This window comes from Vibrio sp. MOR3 (assembly GCF_001557775.1).
GTDB classification, from domain to species: Bacteria; Pseudomonadota; Gammaproteobacteria; order Enterobacterales; family Vibrionaceae; genus Vibrio; species Vibrio jasicida.
On sequence record NZ_LNRD01000008.1, the window covers coordinates 151,793 to 177,006 of the forward strand.

At 44.2% G+C, this 25,214-nt stretch carries 21 protein-coding genes and 1 pseudogene; 15 read left to right on the forward strand and 7 right to left on the reverse strand.

What is annotated here, in order from left to right; translation table 11 throughout:
- Window positions 1-75: 75 nt before the first annotated feature.
- A complete protein-coding gene (locus tag ATB76_RS16420) occupies window positions 76-1,074 on the reverse strand; it encodes a hypothetical protein (protein WP_061035732.1) in 999 nt (332 codons plus the stop codon).
- A 305-nt stretch (window positions 1,075-1,379) separates the two neighbouring features.
- Here ATB76_RS16420 and ATB76_RS16425 point away from each other — a divergent pair, with 305 nt between their 5' ends.
- A complete protein-coding gene (locus tag ATB76_RS16425) occupies window positions 1,380-1,895 on the forward strand; it encodes a hypothetical protein (protein WP_061035733.1) in 516 nt (171 codons plus the stop codon).
- An 86-nt stretch (window positions 1,896-1,981) separates the two neighbouring features.
- Here ATB76_RS16425 and ATB76_RS16430 read toward each other — a convergent pair whose 3' ends face one another.
- Complete coding sequence (locus ATB76_RS16430; RefSeq protein ID WP_061035734.1) at window positions 1,982-2,905, reverse strand: LysR family transcriptional regulator; 924 nt, start codon at window positions 2,903-2,905, stop codon at window positions 1,982-1,984.
- A gap of 148 nt (window positions 2,906-3,053) precedes the next feature.
- Between ATB76_RS16430 and ATB76_RS16435 the strand changes: the two genes are divergently transcribed.
- Complete coding sequence (locus ATB76_RS16435) at window positions 3,054-3,296, forward strand: hypothetical protein (RefSeq protein ID WP_061035735.1); 243 nt, start codon at window positions 3,054-3,056, stop codon at window positions 3,294-3,296.
- Window positions 3,297-3,453: 157 nt separating this feature from the next.
- The gene (locus ATB76_RS16440; RefSeq protein WP_061035736.1) at window positions 3,454-4,005 is read left to right on the forward strand and encodes a carboxymuconolactone decarboxylase family protein; all 552 of its coding nucleotides are present in this window, start codon (window positions 3,454-3,456) and stop codon (window positions 4,003-4,005) included.
- Window positions 4,006-4,105: 100 nt separating this feature from the next.
- Here ATB76_RS16440 and ATB76_RS16445 read toward each other — a convergent pair whose 3' ends face one another.
- From ATB76_RS16445 to ATB76_RS16455, 3 genes are all read right to left on the reverse strand, one after another.
- On the reverse strand, window positions 4,106-4,627 hold the full coding sequence (locus tag ATB76_RS16445) for a YgjV family protein (RefSeq protein WP_038872440.1): 522 nt from the start codon (window positions 4,625-4,627) through the stop codon (window positions 4,106-4,108).
- A gap of 98 nt (window positions 4,628-4,725) precedes the next feature.
- The gene (locus ATB76_RS16450) at window positions 4,726-5,292 is read right to left on the reverse strand and encodes a Crp/Fnr family transcriptional regulator (RefSeq protein WP_038872443.1); all 567 of its coding nucleotides are present in this window, start codon (window positions 5,290-5,292) and stop codon (window positions 4,726-4,728) included.
- 307 nt (window positions 5,293-5,599) lie between these two features.
- Window positions 5,600-6,967 (reverse strand): MATE family efflux transporter, encoded by a 1,368-nt coding sequence (locus tag ATB76_RS16455; RefSeq protein ID WP_061035737.1) that lies wholly within the window; start codon window positions 6,965-6,967, stop codon window positions 5,600-5,602.
- A 198-nt stretch (window positions 6,968-7,165) separates the two neighbouring features.
- On the opposite strand from ATB76_RS16455, the gene ATB76_RS16460 reads away from it, so the two are divergent.
- The 12 genes and pseudogenes from ATB76_RS16460 (at window position 7,166) to ATB76_RS16510 (ending at window position 22,526) form a co-directional block, all read left to right on the forward strand.
- A complete protein-coding gene (locus ATB76_RS16460) occupies window positions 7,166-7,879 on the forward strand; it encodes an AraC family transcriptional regulator (RefSeq protein WP_061035738.1) in 714 nt (237 codons plus the stop codon).
- A gap of 98 nt (window positions 7,880-7,977) precedes the next feature.
- Complete coding sequence (locus ATB76_RS16465; RefSeq protein ID WP_061035739.1) at window positions 7,978-8,913, forward strand: EamA family transporter; 936 nt, start codon at window positions 7,978-7,980, stop codon at window positions 8,911-8,913.
- A gap of 188 nt (window positions 8,914-9,101) precedes the next feature.
- Window positions 9,102-10,106, forward strand: a complete 1,005-nt coding sequence (gene msrP / locus ATB76_RS16470) for a protein-methionine-sulfoxide reductase catalytic subunit MsrP (RefSeq protein WP_061035740.1) — start codon at window positions 9,102-9,104, stop codon at window positions 10,104-10,106.
- The gene (gene msrQ, locus ATB76_RS16475; RefSeq protein WP_020197473.1) at window positions 10,103-10,720 is read left to right on the forward strand and encodes a protein-methionine-sulfoxide reductase heme-binding subunit MsrQ; all 618 of its coding nucleotides are present in this window, start codon (window positions 10,103-10,105) and stop codon (window positions 10,718-10,720) included. The genes msrP and msrQ overlap by 4 nt, the downstream gene beginning before the upstream one ends.
- A gap of 579 nt (window positions 10,721-11,299) precedes the next feature.
- Complete coding sequence (locus ATB76_RS16480; RefSeq protein WP_061035741.1) at window positions 11,300-12,808, forward strand: DUF3360 domain-containing protein; 1,509 nt, start codon at window positions 11,300-11,302, stop codon at window positions 12,806-12,808.
- Window positions 12,809-13,057: 249 nt separating this feature from the next.
- Window positions 13,058-14,464, forward strand: a complete 1,407-nt coding sequence (locus ATB76_RS16485; protein WP_061035742.1) for a cation:dicarboxylase symporter family transporter — start codon at window positions 13,058-13,060, stop codon at window positions 14,462-14,464.
- A gap of 100 nt (window positions 14,465-14,564) precedes the next feature.
- Window positions 14,565-14,800, forward strand: a pseudogene (locus ATB76_RS27360) (CoA-disulfide reductase); the annotation flags it as partial.
- A 109-nt stretch (window positions 14,801-14,909) separates the two neighbouring features.
- Window positions 14,910-15,467, forward strand: coding sequence for an RNA polymerase sigma factor SigZ (sigZ, locus tag ATB76_RS16490; protein ID WP_061035743.1), 558 nt, complete (start codon window positions 14,910-14,912; stop codon window positions 15,465-15,467).
- Window positions 15,468-15,735: 268 nt separating this feature from the next.
- Window positions 15,736-17,409: a glutamate--cysteine ligase gene (gene gshA / locus ATB76_RS16495; protein ID WP_061035744.1), complete on the forward strand. Its 1,674-nt coding sequence runs from the start codon at window positions 15,736-15,738 to the stop codon at window positions 17,407-17,409.
- Window positions 17,406-19,148 carry an ABC transporter transmembrane domain-containing protein gene (locus ATB76_RS16500; RefSeq protein ID WP_042601367.1) on the forward strand — a complete coding sequence of 581 codons (1,743 nt, stop codon included), beginning with the start codon at window positions 17,406-17,408 and terminating at the stop codon, window positions 19,146-19,148. Before gshA ends, ATB76_RS16500 begins: the two co-directional genes overlap by 4 nt.
- Window positions 19,145-20,974, forward strand: coding sequence for an ABC transporter ATP-binding protein (locus tag ATB76_RS16505; RefSeq protein ID WP_042601368.1), 1,830 nt, complete (start codon window positions 19,145-19,147; stop codon window positions 20,972-20,974). Before ATB76_RS16500 ends, ATB76_RS16505 begins: the two co-directional genes overlap by 4 nt.
- Before the next feature lie 28 nt (window positions 20,975-21,002).
- Entirely contained in the window at window positions 21,003-22,526 is a 1,524-nt protein-coding gene (locus tag ATB76_RS16510; protein WP_042601420.1) for a glutathione synthase, read from the forward strand.
- 348 nt (window positions 22,527-22,874) lie between these two features.
- Here ATB76_RS16510 and ATB76_RS16515 read toward each other — a convergent pair whose 3' ends face one another.
- Together ATB76_RS16515 and ATB76_RS16520 are read right to left on the reverse strand one after the other, a co-directional pair.
- Window positions 22,875-24,026 (reverse strand): ABC transporter permease, encoded by a 1,152-nt coding sequence (locus ATB76_RS16515; RefSeq protein WP_042601369.1) that lies wholly within the window; start codon window positions 24,024-24,026, stop codon window positions 22,875-22,877.
- Complete coding sequence (locus tag ATB76_RS16520; protein WP_061035745.1) at window positions 24,023-25,210, reverse strand: ABC transporter permease; 1,188 nt, start codon at window positions 25,208-25,210, stop codon at window positions 24,023-24,025. Before ATB76_RS16520 ends, ATB76_RS16515 begins: the two co-directional genes overlap by 4 nt.
- Window positions 25,211-25,214 lie beyond the last annotated feature (4 nt).

Sequence of the window (25,214 nt, forward strand, 5' to 3'; positions counted from 1 at the left end):
CAAAAACACAAAAGGGACTCATTTGAGTCCCCTTATATTGAAATTAGATTGCGGGCTTTAGGTTAGAGGTTGAAGCTATTTTACTTCGTATCTCAGTAGAACTTCATTGTCCAATACAACGTTTGTTGACCAAATGAAACTTGCTCCAGCCCCACTGAATTTCTCGATGAAGTTCATATAAGATTTTTTGTTGTTCACTCCAATATCATCTTCTGAATATTCAGTCGCTTGAGGCCATGACGCTGCGTCAAAGTCTTTTGCCATCCAGTTGTTTGGGGTTTCCCAGTGAGCGGCATAAGCATTTTCACCGTTATCCGTGCCTTCTGTTGTGCAGTTCTCCGATAAGCGCAGTTTTTCAAGGTTATCGCCATCAACTTCACTTAGGCAGCTAAGATCATAGATTGGCGCAGTATAGAATGTCTGTGCTTGCCAGTCGGAACCTGTCACAGTACCGTCACTAAAGCTTGCGATAAAGCCACCATCACCTGGGTGGAATGCCTTACCGCGGTTATCTTCTGTACCTAAACCTAAGTTTTCTTCCCAATCAATTACTTTTACAGCAATAGTGTATGGTTTACTTACTTTGAACTTGACGATATTAGAGTTAAACGGTGTGAAAGGTACAGTGTCTACTGCAATAAGCTGGCCATTAATATATAACTCGAAGTAGTTGTCAGCAAAGATATAACCAGTGATCTCTTCACCGTCTGAATCAATAACAGCCACAGGTACAGAGTCTTCATCAACATCGGCAATGCTATTAGGAGTGATGTTGGCGCATTCCTCATAAAGGTCGGCTGCTTTTGGCGCAGTTGTGAAATGGTTTTGTGCCGGGACGGTCCACACCTTGCCGTCAGCATCAGCAATTTCACCGATACCTGCAACTCGGCTTCTCCCGTTCTCACATTCAAAAAGATTTGTTTTTACTGTAGTTGCAAGACCTTGGGTAATGCTAGCTGAACCTTTGTAATCATCGAGGCTTTTATTAGCTTTTACGTCTGAAGATGGAGAACAACCAGCCAACAACAGGGTGATAAACGAAAGAGCGAATACTTGATTGTTTGTAGTCATCATCAACAAAATCCAGTCGTAGGTGTGAAGTTTAAGTGTAGGAATTAATCTACCTAGATCAATGTTTTGAAAAGGTTAGATAGTTGGAGTGCATAATAGTCTGTGTAATGTAAAACAACGTAAACAATGTGCAATTCTCGGTAAATGAACTTCTGCTTCGAGGCTGCAAAGTTGTCTAGGAGGCAAACTGATACGTAATTCAATCATTCATTTTTGAATGAATAAGAATCAAACCTGTCTATTTTTGAACTCTATTGTGTTTCATAAAATAGCGCCATCAACTTGTTAACACATAATGAAGGTTTGCTATGAGCACATCACAATTAATTCTTGAGTTATCTCTCATCGGCACAATGCTACTCGTTACGGGTGTCTTTTTGGTTCGTAGTTATGACAAAACCGATAGCGTAGGGACGAAAGTTCAAAAGATCTTAACGGGTCTTCTTGGTGCCTTTATGGTGATGGCGGGAACAGTAAAATTCTTTGACCCGTTTACGACTATGTTCGCAAAACAAATCGCACTGAGTGAACTGCCTTTCCCAACTTTGTCTCGTTGGGCGGGTCAATTAGGTGAGATTTTTGCAGGTTTACTGCTGCTGGTGGTGATGATTGGTAATAAGGCGCTCGCAGCACCGATTAAAGATAGAGCGATGCAATTATCAACGCTATTAACGACTGCAATTATGATTGTCGCGGTGTATGTTCACCTATTGCCAAGTGTGCCGGCAGAAGTGCTACCGCTTCAGTCTAAACCACCGGTAATGACACTGATCATTCTTGGGTTAGCTTGGTTAAATGCATTCCTATATTTTCGTAAAAAGTAATCGTTAAAGTCACATAATAAACGCCAGATTAGTTCGTCTAGTCTGGCGCATTTCATTTATAAATAGGCATTTCTTAAATACAATAACTACGAGTTTCGCTCTGAGTGAATCGAAGCCAGAAACTCCGCCGATTGCCCAAACCGTTCAAAAATCATATCTCTAAAGGCAACCACTCTGGTCGCTATCAGCTTTCTGTCTGCCCACACCAAGAATGCTTTACCGGTTGGGTATTCAACGTCTGACAATACCTCTACTAACTCTTTGCTTTGTGCATGCTTTTCAAACGCTGCTCTTGGCATCATACAGATCCCAGCTCCTGTTATTGTCGCATCAATATTTAAACGCAGACTGCTGACTGAGTAACGAGGCTGATAGGGAATGCGGATCGCCTTACCATCTTCTTTTAGCTCCCAATATGGCAAGTTATTACCTGAGAGTAGTTGATGGTTCATCAACTCTTCTGCTCGTTTTGGCTGACCATGTTTTTCAATATAGCTGGGTGATGCGGCTAACATTAATGGTGATTCAAACAACTGACGCTGTATTAAATGATTGGCGTGAGGTGGGGTCGTCACAATCGCAAGGTCAATCTGCTCATCAAAGAAACGTTCTGTGCCTGCGCTAAATTGAATGGTGACGGAGACCTCTGGGTGAAGCTGCATAAACTCAATCGCCATCTTTTGCAGGAAATTATCAGCAAATGGCTCAGGGCAAGAGACTCGGATTTCACCCGTTAATACTGGCTGACTATTCGAGAGCTGTGTCCATTCATCATTCAGCTGCATAAATAGGGCAGCGAAGCGCTGGTAATATTCGTCGCCAGCTGTTGTGAGCTGGAACTGTTTTGCATTCCGGTGTACCAGTTTTTCACCCAGTTTATCCTCAAGACTTGCCACCGCTCTTGACAACGTTGGGGCTGAAACGTGTGTTTTAAGGCTCGCTGCTGCAAAGCCACCGCACTCGACAGATTGGCAAAACAGATAGAGATTGGAGATGTCTTTTGCTTTCATAATTGATCGCTCTTGAGGATTGCACTCTGAGTTAATCATTCAAATATGAAAGATTCAAGTTCAATGTTGTCTATTTTTGATTGTGATGGGCGGGGCTAATATGAACCCATCAGTTAGCCAATCGAAGTCAGGCATAAGAGAGTCAATCATGAAAAAACTTTCACGCAAGTTCCAATACCCACTAATGGTTTCTATGGTTTTACCTACTATGCTTCTTAGCATGCCAGCCATCATGGTAGCTAAAACACTGCCAGAGAACGGCGTATTCTTTGATGCATGGTTAAACGCGGTTTCACAAATGGTGCCATCTGCACTGTTAATTTTAGCCCTTGTAGCACCAGCGGTTCGTCTGTTCGTAACCAAAGTTCTACTAGAGCCAGAAGTAAAATAATTATACCCGTCATACTTGAAGCTGCAGCTTTGTTAACTGCACAAGCTCACCCTAATCACATAGAACATTATGCTCATAGGGATGAACTAGCTTGTTGCCGCGCTGCAACTCCAATTATTTAGGCTATAAGTCAGTAATAGAGAATAGGAAAGAGAAAATGAGCGAATTTAAATTACACACTGTTGAGTCAGCACCAGAAAAAAGCAAAGCAATCCTTGAAGGTGCACAAAAGCAAATGGGGATGATTCCTGGTCTTTACGCAGTAATGGCTGAGTCTCCTCAAATCCTAACAGCGTATACGCAACTGCATCAGCAATTCACGAACACATCATTCGACGCTGAAGAGCTAACAGTTGTGTGGCAAACCATCAATGTTGAACACGAGTGCCACTACTGCGTCCCTGCACACACTGGGATCGCTCACTCAATGAAGGTTGATCCTGCATTGACTGAAGCACTGCGTAACAATGAAGCAATGCCAACTGAAAAGCTTCAAGCACTAAAAGACTTCACTCTTGCTGTCGTTCGTGAGCGTGGCAATGTATCAGAAGCAGACCTAGCGGCATTCTTCGAGGCAGGTTATGGTCGGCAACAGGTACTGGAAGTGATTCTTGGTCTATCGCAAAAAGTGATCAGTAACTACGTAAACCACGTGGCTCACACGCCAGTAGACAAAGTATTTGAAAAGTTTGCTTGGTCTAAAAAGTAATCTAACAATCTAAAGCATATTGAGCGGGCTATAAGCTCGCTCTTTTTTTTGCCAAAACTACCGTTTTTATAGTGTTTGTCACGTAAGTATTGGCATCTATTTATGTGGACTTTTTTTGAGTCAACAGACTCAAATGTATCCCGTAATAACGACAATAGCCGATAATATTGCTGCCAATAAACAACAACTCCATCAGTACAGCAGTAGGAGAACCTGCGAGGTAGTTGTGTATTAGCCAGAGCAAAGTTCCTACAATCATTAATTGACGTAAGCGTTGATCACTTTTGCAAAATGCAGCTGTGGTCTGAAATAGCGTTCCGCCAAAACTAAGCAAATTGATTAGGTCAACAAAGGTCACCACAGTGATCATTAAGGCAGAGCTTAAATAAAGAAACATCCACCTTTTCGATGTAGTAAAGATACTAGTGAAATAGCGGATGCTCGCAAGTAACATTAGGCTTGCGGCGGTCCATTGCTCTAGTAGAACAAAGTGGGTGCTAATCAAGATGCCGGATGCACATAAGCAACAAACAATTTTTTGTCTTTTTTTAAATTGAAATGATATCAGATCGAATACGATGGCGATTGCTATCAACACTTGGGACCAAAGAAATGCCGACATGCTTCCCTCCTACAAAATTTAGAATAAATATGGAGGTGGGATTATGCGTAGATGTTCCGAAGTAGAAATTAACTAAAGTTAATTTCTACCTTTTATATTTAGCTTTTTATTCTGGCTTTCAATCTCGATAGGCTGACAGGGCTAATACCGATATAGCTGGCTATCTGAATGTTATTAAGTTTGGCTAACCAATGTGGCCAATACTGCAGTAAGTGCTGATACCTTTGCTCAGGCGTGTGGAGTAACAGCAGGGCTTCTTTCTGCTCCTTAAAAATTAACTGTTGTTGTAACAGTGTGACTTTGGCTTGTGAGAACGAAGGCAATGCCAGTAAATTCAGGGGGACCCTTATTACTTCTACGGCTGTAATAGCTTCAATTTGATATTGGGCAGGCATTCCCTGCAACCAACTTGAATAGAGGAAGCATAGCTCATCTTGAAAATAAAACTCTTTGCATCGCTCAAGACCGTTCTCACCGTAATGGCAAGCTCTAAGTATTCCGGACATGATAAAAAAGCCATAGTCCTGCTGGGAGCCCTGTGCGAGCAAGATATCTGATGGGTTTAGTGAGAGCAATTTAAACTGAGTTGACAGGGGTTCAACCGTTTGAGGTGGAACCCCCATATCAGAGAAATAGTCAATCACCTTAGTGAATTTACCCAACATAAAAATAGGTTCCATATTTGCTTTATTTCACCAAGACTAACATATTTAATCACTAGAAATATCCTAGGTATTGTTGATTATCGGTGTATTTCAGTGGTGAAGCGAAGATGACCACTTGCAAAGACGTTTTCAATACAAAGCCTCATCTAGAGGGATACAAATTGAACTAGTTTTCTAAATCGCTTTGCCCAAAAACATGCCAGAACGAAGAGCAACTAAACCTTCCGCCTTCTCAGTTCTACAAACAAAAACGCCCACACTTATTCAAAAGTATGGGCGTTTATCTTTTTCAATCCAAAATCCGTTGCTACTTCACCGCTTCCACTTCCAATATCGACGTTTGAGTCGCAGACAAGTTTTGTTTTACATAGCTAGTAAGTTGTAACCATGCAAACAAACCTGCTAGAACGTTAGCAATTGTCGCTGCGATGACGATTGTAAAAATGTCACCCTGTAACGAACCAATAGCAATCGCTGGGATGTATAGAACCACCAATCTTACAAAGCAAACGAATAGGGCAGTTTTTGGTTTGCCTAATGCGTTGAAGATAGAAGTGACAACCATACACAAACCTAAAGGGCCGTAGCTAAACGGAATCACCCAAAGTGCTAGCTTTAACCAGTCTTGCATTGTGTTGTCCGCCGATAGTAGAGGAACAACAATTGGTAAACTCATCACCAACAAAGTTGCGATGGCCAAGTGGAACAAAATAACAAAGCGAGAAGCCGATTGGACGAGTGCTTGGATTGAATCAAAACGTTCGGCACCGAGTTCACGGCCAATCATTGGTGGCAAAGACATGGTTAGTGCCAGCGTGAAGATCAGCAAGAAGCTTTCCACTCGGTTTAATAAGCTCCAAAATGCGATTTCATTAGTACCAAGATGAGCGATGAACATAACCGTCACGAAAGCACTGACTGACGGTAAGATCTGATTCATCATGGTTGGAATCGTGGTTTTGATCAGCAGAGCAACATCGTCTTTGCTAGCTAAAGCCGAAGAGAAAGGTGCGAACCATTGTCGACCTTTAGCTTTGTGCATCATGTAACCCGCGCTGATGGCAAAGCCAAGCATCGATGCTAATGCAGCACCCGCAATTCCCATGTTTAGAACGAACATAAAGATCGGATCGAGCACGAGGTTGATAAGGCTTGCGATAACAAAGACAGAGCCCGTGACTTTAGTATCACCATTCGCACGGTAAACACAGGTCATTAAATACAGCACGGCACTGGATAGTGCGCTCAACAACCATAGGCCCCAGAACTGACCAAATAACGTTTCGAGCTGCTGATATTGTGCGCCGCTGTCTTTCAGAGAGACAAATGCAGAAAACACACTTTGCTCCATCAACCACAACGCAAATCCAATGAGAGCGATAAAAGCGCTACCGACCAGTAACGCAAGTGAAGCGGTATTTGTCGCGCGTTGCGTATTATTCGCGCCAAAAGCATGTGAGATGATCGACGTTGCCGCGACACCAATGCCGACTTGAATGCCAATAAAGCCAGCTTGGAACGGCATGGTGATACCTTGCACGGTAAGCTCGTTCACGCCGAGCATGCCGATAAACACTGCGTCGATAAGTTGTACTGACATGATCGCAAAAAGACCGACAGTCAGCGGCAGTGTTTTTTCGAGAACGGATTTTAAGGTCGAGGAAATCGCTATCATCACAAGGCTCTTGATTCGAAAGTTCGGGAACAATGCCAGTATAGAGTTGCGATTGTTAATGATAAGAGGGCTAATCCCTAAATCAGTTTTTAGATTTGGTTAATAATCCAAATCAGTCGGTGTGTTTGTGTTGTGTGTTTGACTGGTTATACTCAACGTATCTTCCTGAAAATAAGCGTATTCGTTAGCTAATCTGATATGAAAAATAGCCTCAGTATTCGAGCTTATACCAAGCAATTACAGAGTCATTCACACGGGGATTATCATCAATTGGTGTTGCCAATCCACGGCAATATTGCGATTGAGATGACAAACTTTATCGGTAAAGTCACCGTTGGAGAGTGTGTCGTGATTCCTGCTGGCACTGAGCATGGATTCAAAGCTGATGAAATGGCGCGTTTTATTGTTGCGGACTTGGACGTTTTGCCAGAGCACTTTCTTACGGAACAATTGGCTGTGTTTTCTGTTACGCCACCACTGTTAAGCTATCTTCATTTTGTAGAAAAACAGTTGCAGCACCAAGTTGATAGTGGGTTAGAGAGCTCGATTTTGAATGTGTTCTCTATGCTCTTAGAGCAGCAAACTCACGCAAAGCCTGTTGACCCAAGGATTCGAGCAGTACAAAGCCATATTGCTGAAAACATAGATACGGCTTTGTCTATCGATGAGTTGGCGAAGATAGCTTGCTTGAGTCCGACTCAATTTAAAAAGCGATTTAAAGAAAGTCTTGGTGTTAGTACATTGCAGTACATTACTGAGTTGCGAATGGAAAAAGCCAAAGCTTTGCTCACTCATACCGACTTACCAGTTCAATTGATTGCCGAGCGAGTCGGGTACACCGATCTATCTGCGTTCAGTCGTCGCTTTTCAATTCATTTTGGTTTGTCACCACGCGAGCTAGCCCGTCAATAACGTCTCATTAAACGATTGTTGCGTCCTTTCTGCAAAGTTATGCCTTCTTAATCAACGTATCCTTTTCTCTATTAAAAATCATTATAGAGAAATAAAGCATGTCATTTGTTGCGATTCAATCGACAAGCCAATATCAAGCGGGCGCACTGGCGATCTTGTTCGCCTCTTTGTTGTGGGGAACGACAGGCACAGCCGCGAGTTTTGCTCATCAAGTCAGTCCGTTAGCCATTGGTGCTTTTGCTATGGGCCTTGGTGGCGTGATTCAAACAATGTTATCTTGGCGTAGCATCCGTCATCAATTCCATCAGATTTTACTGTTTAAGTTAGCGTTAGCAATAAGCAGCGTTGCATTAGCTGTATATCCTTTGGCGTTTTACACGTCGATGAAGCTTTCTGGTGTTGCCGTTGGTACCGTTATCTCAATTGCCAGTGCGCCTTTCTTTACTGTTTTGATGGAGTGTCTTTTTAGCAAAGGTAAGCGCATTTCTACCCAATGGTGGGTGAGTTTCGTATTTGGTGTGGTGGGCATCATGATGTTAGTCATGGCGAAATCGGGTGGGGTGGTTGAATCAGACCAAGCCTCTTATCTTTTGGGCATCATTTTGGGGCTCATCGCAGGGTTAAGTTACGCCATTTATTCGTGGGTTGCTAAGCGAATGATTGATGGCGGAATCAAATCGCAAGCGGCGTTAGGTAGTATCTTTGCTGGTGGTGCTCTGTTGTTATTGCCCAGCTTAGCGTTTACCGGAGAGAACCTATTCACCGGAATTACGAACGCTTCTGTTTCCGTCTATATGGCGATCGTTCCAATGTGTTTGGGTTATCTTGCCTATGGGTATGGACTAAGATACGTTGATGTTAGCAGTGCCAATCTTCTCACGTTGTTTGAACCGGTTGTTGCGGCGGTGTTGGCGGTTTGGATTGTTGGGGAGAAGATTGCTATCTCTGGTTGGATTGGCGTTGGATTGATTGGTGTATGCTTGATTCTTCAAACCTTAGATAAAGATGCGAACAAACCAAAACAGATTACATGACTTCCTAGCGAATAAGGTTTCCTCACTAACGAACATAGCCTCCTAGCAGACGTCGATGAAAAGCGTTAACTCGCATGCATATCTGTTTTCATTTTCTATGAAATAGAACTGCCATTGCTACGGTCTGTCTTAATCAACGTATTACCAGTTCGCTATTTACTAAAGTATGAACACATTCGGGGAAGATTATGTGGATTAAGAAGAATCATCGCTGGGCTTTATCTGAAAACGAAGCGACGCCAGAGTCCGTCTATAAAGAGCGTCGAGAGATATTGAAAAAGCTTGGCATTGCGGTTGTCGGCATGCCGCTCGCTGCAAATGCACAAGCTGGCATTTTGGATATCTTCTCCTCAAAGGAGAAGCCAGTCTCAGACAATCGAATTGACCTTAGCGCTGCGAAGCCACAACAATACCAAGCGGATCTTTCTCTTACTCCTGAAAGTAAGGTTCTGAAATACAATAACTTCTATGAGTTTGGTACCGATAAGTCTGACCCCGCGAAAAACTCTTCTGAGTTCGTGTCTGACCCATGGACGGTTGAGATCGACGGCTTGGTGAATAACCCAATTAAGCTTGACTATGATGACCTCTTTAATAAGTTCACACTAGAAGAGCGAATCTATCGCTTACGTTGTGTCGAAGCATGGTCAATGAACATTCCGTGGATTGGTTTTCCTTTAGCGGACATTATCAAAATGGCCGATCCAAAAAGTAGCGCGAAATACGTGGCTTTTGAAACTCTCTACGACCCGAAACAGTTCCCAGCCCAAGGCTCGTTTAGCAGTATTGAATATCCTTACGTCGAAGGGCTTCGCCTTGATGAAGTAATGAACCCGCTTGCGCTGATTTCTGTGGGTTTATACGGTAAGACGCTTGCGCCACAAAACGGTGCGCCGCTTCGCTTAGTTGTGCCTTGGAAATACGGTTTCAAGAGCATCAAGTCTATTGTTCGAATTCGTTTAACCGACCGAGAACCACCAACAACGTGGAATCGTTTAGCACCGAATGAATACGGTTTTTACGCTAATGTGAACCCAAATGTTGATCACCCACGTTGGAGCCAAGCAAGCGAGCGTTTCATCGGAGAGGGCAGTGTACTCAGCACTCGCAGACAGCCAACATTGATGTTCAACGGCTACGAGGAAGAGGTGGCGCATCTCTATAAGAATATGGATCTGAGGAAGTTCTATTGAGAAAACTGACGCCAAAACACATCATTGCGCTTAAAGTCCTGATACACCTTGTCTCTCTCGGCTTTTTAGGTCTGTTGGTTATTGCGATTAATACCGACAACTTAGGTGGTGACCCTGTTCAAGGCATTATCCATTACACGGGTATTAGCGCGCTGAATACGCTGTTTATTACCTTGTTAGTTTCTCCGCTTGCGCGTTGGACCAAGCAGGGATTGTTAGTTCGAGTTAGGAGACTACTCGGGCTCTACAGCTTTTTCTGGGCAGTGCTTCATTTGGTTGCGTTTGCTGTGCTCGATTTAGGGTTAGATTGGAGTTTACTTGCTTCTGAAATCGTCAAACGCCCTTACTTGACCGTTGGTGCAGCAGTGTGGGTGATCTTGTTACTTCTGGCGGTGACTTCGACTCAATCCATTCAACGTAAAATGGGTCCTAAATGGCAAAAGCTGCATAACTGGGTTTACTTAGCTGCGATATTGGCACCGATTCATTTCTATTGGTCGGTGAAGTCAGAGGTAGCAGAGCCAACCATCTATATCCTAATCGCCATTGGTTTGTTGCTGGTGCGCTGGAAGACATTGAAGCAGCGAGTGTTTCGAAAAATGTTATCCAGTTGATGCGCTGTTAGACCAATTGCGATAAATGAATCAACAGACAAAAAGGGGCCATGTGAGCCCCTTTCTTCATTGGATAAAAAGCCGCTAACCCAAGCATTCCGTTGCTGTTGGTTCACCACGCTTCCACACCTTTCGTTCGCTCTCGCCAAAGACCTTAGGCTAGTTCTATCCAATCCCACTACAACGCTCATACCGTTAGCCCGAACCCTACGACTAATGTCTAACCACCTGAGACTATTTGTATTTTTTCGTTTGGTATAAGGTACTAGCAACTGAATTTTAAGAGTTCATAAAGATCAGTCATCGAGTTCTTGTAATACCAATCACAGTAAATAAGTGATCAGAAATAGCGTAGGGAAAATGCTTGAGAACAAGGCGCAATTTTTCGATAAGTAGTTATTCTACAATCAAAAATTGCAACGCAGTTATCGAGTATTTTAACAAGCTAGAATGACCAGTTATTTACTACGATTGGTATAACAGAGAATTTATAGACAACGACGCGCTTAATCTTCGTTTAGTGAGTAAACAACGTTGGTTGGAAAAACACACCTTAGAGTGTGAACGAAAGGAATCACAATGAGCAGCACTTTAGAGTCCGTACATATTGGAACAGATAAGCCTAAAGCCAGTGAGGATGAACTCACTTATGAGCAACAACATAAACCAAGTTCGGAGTTTGAGTCCCGAGAACAATATTTAGAGCACGAGTTGCAAATCATGGCGCCTAAACGTTGGCGTCCCAATTTGCCGTTTAAAGATTATCGATTCGAGGTAGAAGACACCATTCCAGCGATGGCTGCGACCATTGGTAAAGTCGTTATGGTGGGCGCCATCGCAGCAACCTTTGCCGGTGCGCTAGGGTTGAACGAAGGCTTTATTTTAGAAAATGTTCGTTATGAACTACTCATCGCCTCTGTTTTCATTATTCTTTTTTCAGGCTTTCTATTGCCGACTGCAAACCTCGCGGGTACACACGGCCCACTCATTCCATTAATTCCTATCGTCGTTGCAGCAGGCGGGCACCCTATGGCCTTTGGTCTGCTGATTGGCGCCTTTGGCATACTGTTAGCGATCAGTAAAGGTGGCAGCATGTTGGCAAATCTCACCAGTAAAGGCGTGTGTGGCGGCTTATTACTCTACCTAGGCTTTGTTGGAACCGTCTCTCAAGTGAAAAAGCTGTTCGCTTGGGCAGAGGGAATAGGGATGAGCCACATCGCTTTTGTCGTGATCTTTTGCACCATTATTTTATATGCATTGCTGGAACATTTTCGTAAGCGTTGGCTAGCAGTCCCTCTTAGTTGCTTGTTAGGCGGTACGTTAGCCTTTGCCATGGGTGCCCCGTTTTCTTTTCAAACTGAGCCCGGCTTACCCAATATGAACCCTATGTATTGGTGGGGGGAAAATACGGGCTGGATGCTAGGGTTACCTACGATTGAGCATTTCATGGTCGTGCTGCCTTTTGCTATTTTGGCCGTGGCTATGTGGTCGCCAGATTTTTTAGGGCATCAAGTGTTCCAAAAAATCAGCTATCCAGAACGTACAGAAAAAGTACATATGAACATCGACGATACGATGACTACAGCGTCAATTCGTCAGACGTTCGGCTCTCTGCTCGGTGGTACTAACTTTACGTCTTCATGGGGGACTTACATCGTTCCGGCGGCTATCGCTAAACGTCCAATTCCTGCTGGGGCTTTGCTGACGGCGCTGTTTTGTATCATCGCCGCGGTTTGGGGCTACCCAATGGACTTAGCGATATGGCAACCTGTACTTTGTGTTGCGCTCATTGTTGGGGTATTTGTGCCTTTGCTAGAAGCAGGAATGGAAATGACGCGTGAAGGGAAAACCACACAATCGGCGGCGATTGTTGTATTTTCTTCAGCGCTCGTTAACCCTGCATTTGGCTGGTCGCTCACTATGCTGTTAGATAACTTAGGTTTAGTCGGCTGTAAAGAACGTAGTGGGGAACTCAGTAAAATGAGCCGTTGGGTGTTGCCTGGCATTATGTTTGTTGTGCTAACAAGCGTAATGGCGCTGGTTGGTCTACTACCGGGAATTCCAGCGATTATCCCAAGTTTCCGTTAGATAGGTTCGTAGTACGATTTATGGTTTGAAGAACCTTTTTCTAACGTGATAGAAACGGTTTAGTTCAGTGGAGCTAAACCGTTTATGCCCCAAACCGTGTTTGCTGCCTATCTTCGTTAGTGATAAAACGAGATCGAAGATAAGAAGAACGCCCTCTCACTAGCTTCTCGAAACCACATTTCCATAAATTTTGCGTCTTTTCTGCGGTGAAAGCGTCTTATTGATATAACCAATTAATAGGAAGCTTCTATGAGCATAACGTTCATTGTTTTGAGCGCACTTTTCTTCGGATTCTATGCGCTTCTAGTGACATTTAAAAAACAGAAAAAAACATTCAACTTCAGAGTGTTAAGCGCACTGGCTGCTGGATTGCTATTCGGTGGTGCTATTCAAGTGGTATTCGGGATAGAAAATACTGCAACGGTGGGTTTTGCTGAGCTTATTTCATTGTTCGGTAAAGGGTACATTAAGCTGCTGCAAATGATTGTTATTCCATTGGTATTTGTCGCCATGATTTCATCCATTATGAATGTGGATGGAAATGGTGCCTTATCTAAGATTGCTCCTAAGATCATTGGCGTATTAATAGTGACCGTAGCCATTTCAGCGGCCGTAGGTATTGCAAGTGTTTACCTATTTGGTATTGATGCGAATGCACTCGTAAGTGTAGTGGGTACTAACAGTGCTATTGAAGCTCGAGGTGATTCACTGCTTGCCACACAAGATGCAATGGCAAATACGGGTCTTTCGGGGTTAGCGCTGTCGATTATCCCTACCAACATATTTGAAATGCTGACTGGGTCTGAGCGTACGTCAACATTATCGACCGTACTGTTTGGCATGTTCCTAGGATACAGCGTTCTACAAGTGAAGAAACGTAAGCCAGAAAAAGTAGAAAACTTTGTCGCTTTCATTAACTCGGCAAAAGAAGTTGTGCTGTCCATGGTACGCGAAATTCTTAAGCTGACCCCTTATGGTGTGTTTGCGTTAATGACCTCATTTATGATGACTAACGACTTGTTTGCATTGGCTGAAATGGGCCGATTCTTATTGGCTAGTTACGTAGCGATTGGCGCAATGTTTGTGATTCACTTTATCTTAGTGTCGGTATTTGGTTTATCTCCAATCACGTTCATGAAAAAAACATGGCCGGTGCTCGTTTTTGGCTTCGGCTCTCGTTCAAGTATGGCTGCGATACCACTAAACGTTGAAACTCAAACTCAACGTCTTGGTGTTGATGAAGAAACCGCAAATATGTCCGCTACGTTTGGTACCAGTATTGGCCAAAATGGTTGTGCCGGTATTTACCCAGCCATGCTTGCCATCATGGCTGCACAAGTCATGGGTGTACCTGTTGACATCAGCTTCATTCTGCAACTGATCTTGGTGATTGCGATTGCGTCATTTGGTATTGCTGGTGTCGGAGGCGGAGCGACGTTTGCTGCTGTTGCTGTGCTTACCATTATGGGGTTAGACATTACTGTGGTTGCCATTCTAGTTTCAATCGAGGCATTAATTGATATGGCACGTACTGCACTGAATATTTCGGGGTCAATGCTCTCTGGTGTGATCACCTCTAAGACAAATGGTTCACTGGATATTGAGCAATACTCCGCTGACAGTGCCGCTACAACAAGCGATGAAATCGCAGCGTAGAGCAGATTGAAGCATATCAACATTTAGAACAGCTTTAGAGAAGTACGTCGTTAATGGTCGTATTTCTCTTACTTATCTTGTTCAACTTTGGAAATATGAGATGAAAGTGGTCGTTATTGGCGGAAACGCCACAGGAATGAGTTTCGCCGCAAAATACAAAAGAAACCAACCATCAGATGACGTTGTTGTGATGGAGAAACGAGATTACCTCTCTTTTGGAGCGTGTGGATTGCCTTATTTCGTGGGGATGTTTGAGATACCGAGCGAATGATATCTCGAACCCCGGAGCAGGCGATTGCCTCAGGGCTAGAGGTTCGAATGAACACCGAAATATTGTCAGTCAGCCGAGTTGTTGATTGAACCGCTTGGTCTTTGTGCTTTACATTTCTTATATTTCCATTATTATCGAAATGTTGTGAGTACATATCGATAATTGAGGAAAGCTATGTTAGCGGAGTGGATTGCACACAAAGACCAATTAAGAAGTTACATAGTGAAAAAGACGGGTGATCTTGATTTAGCTGATGACATCTTGCAGGACGTCTACATCAAGGCCAGTCAAAAGATTGAACAGTTAGAAACAAGAGATAAACTTCAGAACTGGCTGTATCGCATAACTCATAATACGATTATGGACTTCTATCGGACCCACCAAACCCATGAAGAGTTGGTCGATAATCAAGTAGAAGAAGAAATCTCTTCAGAGTTTAAGAATCTGCAAGAGGTGGGGCAGTGCTTACGTCCAATGTTTGATTGCCTGCCAGAGAAGTACCGTCAAGCGATGATCCTTGCAGAACTTGACGGACTATCGCAGCAAGCGGTTGCTGATCAACTAGGCTTATCGCTTTCTGCAACAAAAAGTCGAATTCAGCGTGGTCGTACAAAACTAAAAGATGTTTTAATCGATTGCTGCAACATAGAGGCTGACGGTGAAGGAATCGTAGACTTTCACCCTAAGCCGGAATGTGCAAACTTCACCAAAAACAACAAGTGCAATGAATGAACTTGATCATGAATCAGTACAGGCGATCGCTACCGTGATTTCTTAAATATGGAGGCGTCCGATATTTAAGAATGAACACGCCTTCGCGATAATAGATCTTTCGCTCAACATGCTACTTAAAAGTCGATCTGCTGTTCAGGTCGACTTTTTCTTTTGTTAGACAGATCTTATATATCTTCTCTTTTTTAAAAAACGAAAAAAATGTGCGTCTTTTTTTGTTTTGTTGCGTCTTAACTTAGTGAATAAACATTTTTATCGAATACGACGAATGAAAAAAGAAGCCTCCCCCAATGAAATGCACACTCTGACGAACGAGTCGTTGTTGGCATTTATCACAAGTGATGATGTAAAAGAGACTCTGCAAGATGTTCGCCGCGGAATTGAGCGCGAAATGGTTCGAGTGACACAAAGCGGTGCGCTTTCTCAGCGGCCTCATCCTGAACCTCTAGGCTCATCACTGACTCACCCATACATCACCACCGATTTCTCGGAAGCCCAATTGGAGCTTGTGACGCCTGCGGCGACGGATAGAACAGAGACATTTAGAGCTTTGTCTTCATTACACCACTTTGTTGCATCAAATCTAAATGACGGTGAATCTATGTGGGCGGCGAGCATGCCTCCAATCCTGCCCGTTGATAATGATATAGCGATAGCAAATTACGGAACATCAAATGCTGGTATCGTGAAGATGCGTTATCGTGAGGGGTTAGCGAATCGTTATGGGAAGAGAATGCAGCTTATTTCAGGCATTCATTACAACTATTCGTTACCAGAGTCTTTCTGGAAGGCTCTTCATACTCATACTGAAAGCCAATTGCCGTTAGAAACCTTTATTTCTGAGCGATACTTTCATTTGATCCGTAATGTTCTACGCCATGGTTGGGTTATTCCGTACTTGTTTGGCGCTTCACCGGCGGCTGATAAGAGCTACTTGCAAGATCGACCTCATGCGTTAAACCATTGGGATAGCACTACGGATTACTTACCATGGGCTACATCGCTACGGTTGAGTAACTTGGGTTATGGGAGTAGTGAACAGTCTCGTTTCCCGATGAGCTTTAATAATAAACAAGGCTATCTAACCAGCCTATGCCACGCATTAACTCAGCCAAGTGATCTGTACGCTCACCTCACTGAACATCAGCAGTTGAATGGTTCAGTTCTTCAACTCGAGAATGAATTGTATGGTTCTGTTCGTCCTAAAATTGTTAATGCACAAATGCGTCCTTTGGTTGCCATGTGTCATTACGGAGTGGAATACATAGAGTTGCGCAGTTTGGACAATAACCCTTTGTTACCATTTGGTATTGATGAACTTCAAAGTCAGTTCATCGACCTATTTTTGCTGTATAGCGCACTCACACCAAGCCCTGAAATGAGTGAGCAGGAAAGCAAAATGATCATGCAAAGACAAGATTTGGTGGCTATGCAGGGCAGGAAGCCAAATTTGATGATTCCTACCGTGAATGGCGACATGTTACTGACAGATTTGGCTAAGCCACTAATGGGTATGTTAGCTGAAATGGCGAAAAGCCTAGATGACGCTCAGGAAACCAATAGCTATGTAAAGGCAGTAATGCGTGAACAAGCAAAGTTTGACGACAGCCAATTAACGCCCTCTGCACAGATCCTAGCGGTTATGGAACAAGAAAGCCTAAGCTTCACGACGTTAATGAGAAGGTATTCAGGCGAGCACAAGCAAGGCTATTTGAACGATACGCTCTCTGCCGAAGAAATGAGGCAACTACAAATGCTTGTGGACAACTCGCTGGTTGAGCAAAAGCGCCTAGAAGCCGAAAACGAAACCAACTTTGATGACTATTTAGCTCAGAGAAGTCAAATTGATTGTGGAGTCCCTTCTCGAGGTGATACCTCACAATCAATGCCGGAACATTTAAACCCATCTCAAGGTGATAAAGAGCACGTAAATCCATTATGAATATTCTTTGGAAGTTAAAAGGCTACTTAACAATGTTTGGCCGACACTACCTGATTGCCCTAGTGGCTCTGCAGCTGGTGGCTTTAGTTAATCTGGTTCCTTCATGGTTGATTGGTCGAATAGTTGACGGCATTAGTGAAGGAACATTAGATACACAAACCCTAGTTATCCACGTAGGTGGGATCATTGTTTCGGGCGCGGCAATGTATGGTCTGCGCTTTGTATGGCAAAGCAAGTTATATGGGGCGTCTATTGCGATTACTCGTGTGATGCGCAGTGAGCTATTTCAAAAGTTTTCACAGCTCCCTCCTGCCTTCTATGCACGCCGCAGTACAGGTGATTTAATGGCGCATGCTACCAATGATCTGAATGCTGTCGAAGAAACCATGGGCATGGGCATTATGACATTGGTGGATTCGTTCATTGCAGGTATGACCGTCATTTTAGGGATGATATTTGTTGTCAGCGGTCAGCTCACGGCCATTGCATTACTTCCCTTCCCGTTATTGGTGCTGATCACTCGTCGTTACGGTGTGCAGCTACATAAGGCCTTTGGTAAGGCACAGTCTGCATTTTCTGATTTAACAGAAGAGACACGAGAAACAGTATCGGGTATTCGTGCGGTTCGTTCACATGGCATTTCTAGTCGTCAAGAACAGCATTTTGAGCAAACCTTGGACGAAACGGTCGATGCTAACCTAACTGTAGCGAAAGTGGATTCAGCGTTCGCTCCAACAATCCAATTGGTTTATGGCCTGTCGTTTGTGATCGCTCTTGGATACGGCGCATGGTTAATCGAACAAGGTAGCATCACCGTCGGACTCTTTACGACTTTTACTTTGTACCTTGGTCAACTGCTTGGCCCATTCATGCAGTTTGGCTGGCAATTTAATGTCTTTCAACGCGGCAAGACTTCTTGGCAGCGACTAGAGCAATTGTTTGCTGAAAACCTAGAAGTCGTCGAAGGTGACAAAACGCTAGCCCCAGATTCGGATTCAAGTATGTCATTTGATATCCGTGAATTTACCTATGAGCAATCAAATCGAAGAGCTCTGGACAACGTAAAGTTTGAACTGCCGTCAGGTGGGTTAGTGGGTATTACTGGACCAACAGGCGGTGGCAAAAGCACACTTCTTCATCTGGCGTTGCGTCAATTTAAACTTGAGAAGCCATCTAGCATCCACGTCTCAGGTATGCCAAGTGACAGACTCACCTTTGATGCCTTGCGCAGCAAGTTGGCATGGGTTCCTCAAAAGCCGTATTTATTTTCCGGCACTATCGTAGAAAACATTGCGTTGTCGAAACCGAATGCGTCGCTGTCAGAAGTAAAACATGTGGCAGATATGGCGGGCATTCTAGCAGAGATTGAAGCGATGCCCGAGGGTTTTGATACCTCACTTAGAGAGGGAGGAACAAATCTATCGGGGGGCCAAAAACAGCGACTGACGCTTGCCAGAGCACTCCTGTCGGGTGCAGATATTCTGTTGCTGGATGACCCTTTCAGTGCGTTAGACATGAAGACAGAGGTGCAAGTGCGTCAAAATTTAAAAGCGTATTATTCTCACAAAACGATGCTGCTAGTCACCCAGCGTCTGACCAACCTTATCGAAGCTGACCATATCTTAGTCTTAAATGATGGTCAGGTAGAAGAGTGCGGTTCTCACTATGAATTAGTGGCAAATCAAGGTTGGTATTCGATGGTTTATCAGCGCCAAAGTCAGTTAGGAGGCAAACAATGAGAAATAGTACCCTTTATCGTCGGTTGTTGGCGTTTTCGTTGCCTCACAAAGCCCGTTTTGGTTTTGCATCCGTCATGTTGGGGTTAGCTGTCACTGCTGAAATGACGATCCCTTGGTTAGCGAAAATTGTCCTTGATGAAGTGATTGTGCCTCAGCAATTTGAATGGCAACAGCTTATCACTTTGATTGGGCTGGTTATGGTTTTCTACGTGTTAGCTGCGGTGTTCGGGTATTTGCAAGCCATCGCGTTTAAACACGGTGCATTGCTGGTGGTCAAAGATGTGCGAGAGCAGTTATTTCGTCACGTATTGAACTTCCCCATTGCGACCTTCGACAAGTTGCCGACAGGGAAACTGGTTTCTTACATTACTAACGACACCGAGTCGCTGCGAAATATGTTCGTGTCGACGGTCCCTACCGTGGTCCAAGGCGCCTTACGCATCTTAGCGATCTTTATCGCCATGGCGTTATTAGACTGGCGTTTGATGTTATTGAGCTTGGTGTTGATCCCCGTGTTACTTATGACCATGCGTTTGTATCGCAAGATTTCAATGCCAGTATTTGATGGAATTCGAGTTCAAGTCAGCAACATTAATGGCCAAATCAATGAGTCATTACAGGGGATGGCATTGATTCAAGCGTTTCGCCAGCAAAAAAGCTTTCAAACCAAATTTGAGAAAGAAAATCAAAGCTGGTTTCACTTCCGAACCAAGTCAGTGGCCATTGATAGCTTAATGTTGTTACCACTGACACGTTTGATTGCGACGCTGACCGCAGCGGGTATTGTTGCCTGGTTTGCAGGGGCTTCAATGTCGACTGTTGTGGAAGTGGGCACCTTATACGCTTTTTTAAACTATGTTGAACGCTTCTTTGACCCGTTCCGACAGTTATCGATGGAACTGCATAAATTGCAGGTTGCCACGGTATCGTCAAAACGTATTTTTGAGTTACTAGACGATGAGTCTGAGACTCATAATCAAGTGATGCCAGAGGTAGAGTTCAATGATAGTCACGATATTGAGTTTCGCAATGTCACGATGGGGTACGAAGAAGATAAACCCGTGCTTAAAGACGTTAGCTTTATAGCAAAAAGTGGTGAGTTCACCGCAATTGTCGGACATACCGGCAGCGGGAAAAGCTCCGTGATCAATCTGTTAATGCGTTTTTATCAACAGCAGCAGGGTGACATTTTCATTGGCGGGCAATCGCTTCAAACTCTTCCAGAAGCACAATTACGTAAGTTGTTTGGCCTGGTATCGCAAGACCCAACCATCTTTAGTGGCTCAATTGAAGATAACATTAACTTATCTCAGGATGTTCTTACCATTGATAAAACGAGTGCAAACACATTAGCGAATAGCCGTGAGAGAGCGATTCATGCAGCCCAATTGGTGCAAGCAGACCGCTTCATTCATCGCTTACCTGATGGTTTTGAACACAAACCAGGTAATGGCGGTGCCTCGCTTTCCGTTGGGGAAAGGCAGTTATTGGCGTTAGCTCGGGCTATTTCCCACGATCCGAAAATATTTCTACTAGATGAAGCCACTGCGAATATTGACAGTGAATCGGAAGAAGCGGTTAAACAGGCGTTGGAGAATATTCAGGATGGTAGAACTGTTATTACTGTGGCACACCGGTTATCTACCATTCAAAACGCTGATCAAATCCTGGTGATGAACAGTGGCAAGGTCGTACAAAGAGGCACACACCGAGAGCTGATTGCTCAAGATGGCGACTATCGAGATTTGTACCTAAGTCAAAAAGCGCAAGAAGAACATGACACTCAAAACAGCACGCTTGGCTTAACCGCCGTCAGTGCAGCATAAGTAGTTAATTATGACGAGCAAGAACATTATGAAAAATCAAACAACGTACATCGAATCTAATGATACTGAACAAACCCAATTTGTATCTGAGCAAGTGATTGAAGACATCCTTGAGTGGGAAATCATGCACGGCGTAGCCTTTCGTCAGGCCGACAATACCGCAAGGCATGTACCATTTAGTATTGCGCCGATGACAATGGAACGTTCAGCGTATGACCACTTACGTAAGGTCACACCATTGATTGCTAAATTGGTGAGCAACGTTTCTGAAGATCATCGTTTTCTGCAAACCTCATTGAGTGAGATGGCGAAAGCCGACCCGTTCTTCGGTCGCTTAATGGAGCTGCACCAGCAAGCTCATGGTGATGCAACCGCCCCCAAGCAACCTGCACGTCAGCCACTGTTATTAATGAGAACAGATTTTATGGATGACCGTCAATACGGGGCAAAAGTTATAGAATTTAATGGTATAGCCGCAGGAATGGGGCCCTTTGGTCAACGTGCTTACGAGCTGCATAGCTTTGTGAAAAACCAATGGAACGAGGTTTACCGAGAGTGGCTGGAAGATGATTCAGCAATCCCTGCAGATAATCAAGGGTTGGAACAATTAGCCCTAGGCATCGCAACAGCAGCAAAAAAGGTTCAAGCTCATTTTGCAGATTCTAATGCTAATAGTGACAACAAAAAAACTGCTCAAACGCCGACATTCTTAATGATCGTTCAAAAGGGTGAAGATAATGTGTATGACCAGCACATTTTGGAGGTCGCTTTGCATAAATTGGGGGTTCGTACTGTTAGGCGAACCTTCGAACAATTGAGCACTCAACTTTCAAGTGGTGATAACCAACGCCTTATCCTTGATGGTGTGGGCGCAATTGACACCGTGTATTTGCGTGCTGGTTATCAATATTCAGATTACTGGGCGCCAGAGCTGAACGAAGACATTTGTTGCCATAAATTGAGCCAGACTCGACTGTTTATTGAGAAACATTACGTGGCGATGAATGCCACTATCAGTCAACAATTAGCGACCAGCAAATCAATGCAAATGCTACTCACACAGATGCCAACCGAAGCTTATGCTCAATGGGGGCTATCGCTTGATGAAGCGAATCTGGTTAAAAGCGTTTTAGCGGATATGAAAGCCATCACGAAAGAGAGCATTGAGTGGTTTAATGAGAGTGCAGACAAAAAAGAGTGGGTATTAAAAAACCAAGGGGAAGGCGGCGGCCACTGCGTATTTGAAGAGGATATTAGTGCAACTTTGGAAAAGCTAAAGCAAGAAGAATACAATGCGTGGGCATTAATGCAGCGCCTGTATCCACATGAACGCGATACACCAACTATTGCCGTAAGAGATGGCAAGCAAACACTAGTCAACGATCTTGTTAGTGAAGTGGGTCTCTTCACTGCGCATTATCAAGGTGAACCCGTAACTGAAAATAATGGTTATGCCGGATACTTAATACGCAGTAAGCCTGCCAGTGAAAATGAAGGTGGAATACATAGCGGGCAAGGTATTTTGGACTCGTTAGTCCTGATTGACCAATAACTGGCTTTAATTTTGGTGATGTACAGCCTGAGTACAGGTTGTACATCAGCGTTTAGTTCAAATGGGTGAGAGAGTTGCGGGAAATTGGATTGGTAAGTCGATACCAATGCTTGGATTGAGTCGTATCTGTTTGATGGCACTATATCGAGCCATGTCACGAAATTAGCCCCCCTACCGCGCGATTTTCCAATACCTAGAGTTATTCGTATATTTCTAAATTAGCAAAACCGCTAACTCAGAAATGTCCATAAACGAGCCAGTGATTCTTCAGCTCAACTCAGTCATTAAAATATCTACACAAACAAAAAGGGGCTACGTGAGCCCCTTTCTTAATTGGATGTAAAGCGATTAACCTAAGCTTTCTGTTACTACTGGTTTGGTATTGCGTTTGGCAATCCAGTAAGCAACGCCTCCCCAAAGTACTGTCAGTATCCAAAGAGCAGTCCAGTGTTTAGCTACTTGTTGCCACGTTGCGCCCATTTGGTTGAGTGCTAAAAAGCCTTTGATTGCCCAAGTGCTCGGGCTCAAGTCTGCAAACCAAAGCAGCGGGGCAGGAATTGATTCAACCGGCCAAATAAACCCAGCTAGAAAGATCAACGGCATTGAGCTCACCAATACGACGAATGTCACGAGCTCGCGTCTTGGCAATAAATAGCCTAGCCATAAGCCTAAGCCACAGCAGCTAAGTAAGAAAGGCAGGAGCAAGGTGAGTAGCTCACCTGCGTTGGCAACATGGTTAACGTTCAAACGTTCGAAGCTATAGCCAAAGTAATATGCGCTCAGTAGGTAGTAAATCGCGACAAAAACTACGGTTCTTGCTAATAACAATGCACCGGTTGAAACCTGCGACCAATAACCGCGACCATGGCGTTGCGTACCCGTTTGTAAACCGACCGCCATCAACAATGTTTGCTGAAGGATCAACACAAACACTGCTGGCACAACGTACTCAATGTAGCCCATAGTCGGGTTAAAGGTTGGCTTCATGTTCAGCTTAATGGCAGAGTAATCATGGCTCGCCATACTCAGTGGCACGCCATCAATCACCATCTTACTGACTTTAACTTGAGCACCAAGCGTACCGCCTGCTGTTGCCAGGCCTTCTACCACGGTGCCGTAGACCAAGAAGTAGGAAGCATCAGCCGCATAAGCAAGAGTAGGACTGCTGCCAAGCATCAAGTCTTTATAGAAGTGTTCTGGAATCACCAAGAAACCCGTGATCTCTCGGTCTAAGAACGCTTGTTTCGCGTCAGCAATGGTGTGTAGGCGTGTCACAACTTTAACTTGTGGCGTCGCATCGACCATGCGCTCAAGCTTCAAGCTGGTTTGGCTTCCATCGAGATTCACGATCGCTATCGGCTGTTCTCTTGGCGTTTGTTGCGCGTACGGAAGTGGGTATAAGAACGAGTAAAACACGACGCCACCAAAGACAGTAAGTACCACGACAGGATTGGTCATCACTGAGCGCAACTCGGTTTTAATCAATTGCCATAAGTTCATATTGCCCCCTGCTTACCATCAGCACCAGTTGCGCTATTGAGTAAGGCGGTATTACGATGTTTTGCCATCAAAGCCGCCGTCATCAATAACGGAATAACGTACCCAGCCATCGGCCATAGGGAGCCGATAGATTGCGCTACACTAGCGCCGTAATTTGCTTGATCCACTTGTACTTCAATGTAATGAGTGATCGGTAGTAGACTTCGCCATGCTTGCGCCAATGTGTTCATGTCTGAAACTGGGAAGGTGATGCCCATGAATGCAAAGCTCGGTGCGGTAAATGCGCCAGCAAAGCTCATCGCGCGTGCTGGGTCCATGGATAGGAAGAAGAACAATGCCCCCATGATGATGCATGCAATGGTCGTTACGAATTGCGCGAATAACATTGCCAGATAACTCCCTTCCATCGGCCAATCAAGTACTACATAAAACCAAACTAAGAACAGCGCGCCTTGTGCCATAAATACAGGAATGTACTGGCTCAGAATTTTGCTTAGTCGAGTGAAAGGACGTTCGCCTAAGAACGCGAAGCTGTTATGGCCATTACCATATAAACGGAAATGCGCCGCGAGGATCAAAATGGTGCTGACCACGACGCAGATTTGCCAGATAGCTGGAACAATCGCGGTTACCAAGAACTGAGCGTAGTTAGTGTTACGGTTAAACAGAGCGGTAATCTGGGTGGAAATCGGCACTGCTTGCCCAATGGCGGCTAACGTTGTGGTATTGCCTTTCGCTAGATTACCCATGGCTTCAAGCTGAGCATCAAAATACCCTTGAGATTGCGCGACCGCGGAGTTAATCAGCTTCGCAACCAAAATGTATTGGCTGTTGAAAAAGACGGAGAGCTGCGGTTGGCGATGCAAAAGAATGTCTTGATCAAACTGAGGTGGAATCACTGCATAGGCATAGATATCACCTTCAATCATCGCGTTTTTGGCCTCTGCTGAACTGACGTAGTGGTAATCAACAGAAAGGGTGGATGAGGCGTCAAGAGATTGAATCATCTTGCGTGACAACTGTGAGTGCTGTAAATCGACCACGCCAATAGGAAGGTCTCTGGCAATGCCAGCAGAGAATACCCCCCAAATACTGATTGCCAATAAGATCGGCACCCAAGTAAGGCAAGACAACAACCACTTATCGCGCCTTAGGACCTGTCGTTGTGAGATTTGAATCGTCATAGTA

What these genes read in the sequence shown, in the direction of transcription:
- ATB76_RS16420 (WP_061035732.1), bottom strand. Translation starts at nt 1,074, where the DNA reads ATGATGACTACAAACAATCAAGTATTCGCTCTTTCGTTTATCACCCTG.
- ATB76_RS16425 (WP_061035733.1), top strand. Translation starts at nt 1,380, where the DNA reads ATGAGCACATCACAATTAATTCTTGAGTTATCTCTCATCGGCACAATG.
- ATB76_RS16430 (WP_061035734.1), bottom strand. Translation starts at nt 2,905, where the DNA reads ATGAAAGCAAAAGACATCTCCAATCTCTATCTGTTTTGCCAATCTGTC.
- ATB76_RS16435 (WP_061035735.1), top strand. Translation starts at nt 3,054, where the DNA reads ATGAAAAAACTTTCACGCAAGTTCCAATACCCACTAATGGTTTCTATG.
- ATB76_RS16440 (WP_061035736.1), top strand. Translation starts at nt 3,454, where the DNA reads ATGAGCGAATTTAAATTACACACTGTTGAGTCAGCACCAGAAAAAAGC.
- ATB76_RS16445 (WP_038872440.1), bottom strand. Translation starts at nt 4,627, where the DNA reads ATGTCGGCATTTCTTTGGTCCCAAGTGTTGATAGCAATCGCCATCGTA.
- ATB76_RS16450 (WP_038872443.1), bottom strand. Translation starts at nt 5,292, where the DNA reads ATGTTGGGTAAATTCACTAAGGTGATTGACTATTTCTCTGATATGGGG.
- ATB76_RS16455 (WP_061035737.1), bottom strand. Translation starts at nt 6,967, where the DNA reads ATGATAGCGATTTCCTCGACCTTAAAATCCGTTCTCGAAAAAACACTG.
- ATB76_RS16460 (WP_061035738.1), top strand. Translation starts at nt 7,166, where the DNA reads ATGAAAAATAGCCTCAGTATTCGAGCTTATACCAAGCAATTACAGAGT.
- ATB76_RS16465 (WP_061035739.1), top strand. Translation starts at nt 7,978, where the DNA reads ATGTCATTTGTTGCGATTCAATCGACAAGCCAATATCAAGCGGGCGCA.
- msrP (WP_061035740.1), top strand. Translation starts at nt 9,102, where the DNA reads ATGTGGATTAAGAAGAATCATCGCTGGGCTTTATCTGAAAACGAAGCG.
- ATB76_RS16480 (WP_061035741.1), top strand. Translation starts at nt 11,300, where the DNA reads ATGAGCAGCACTTTAGAGTCCGTACATATTGGAACAGATAAGCCTAAA.
- ATB76_RS16485 (WP_061035742.1), top strand. Translation starts at nt 13,058, where the DNA reads ATGAGCATAACGTTCATTGTTTTGAGCGCACTTTTCTTCGGATTCTAT.
- sigZ (WP_061035743.1), top strand. Translation starts at nt 14,910, where the DNA reads ATGTTAGCGGAGTGGATTGCACACAAAGACCAATTAAGAAGTTACATA.
- gshA (WP_061035744.1), top strand. Translation starts at nt 15,736, where the DNA reads ATGAAAAAAGAAGCCTCCCCCAATGAAATGCACACTCTGACGAACGAG.
- ATB76_RS16500 (WP_042601367.1), top strand. Translation starts at nt 17,406, where the DNA reads ATGAATATTCTTTGGAAGTTAAAAGGCTACTTAACAATGTTTGGCCGA.
- ATB76_RS16505 (WP_042601368.1), top strand. Translation starts at nt 19,145, where the DNA reads ATGAGAAATAGTACCCTTTATCGTCGGTTGTTGGCGTTTTCGTTGCCT.
- ATB76_RS16510 (WP_042601420.1), top strand. Translation starts at nt 21,003, where the DNA reads ATGAAAAATCAAACAACGTACATCGAATCTAATGATACTGAACAAACC.
- ATB76_RS16515 (WP_042601369.1), bottom strand. Translation starts at nt 24,026, where the DNA reads ATGAACTTATGGCAATTGATTAAAACCGAGTTGCGCTCAGTGATGACC.
- ATB76_RS16520 (WP_061035745.1), bottom strand. Translation starts at nt 25,210, where the DNA reads ATGACGATTCAAATCTCACAACGACAGGTCCTAAGGCGCGATAAGTGG.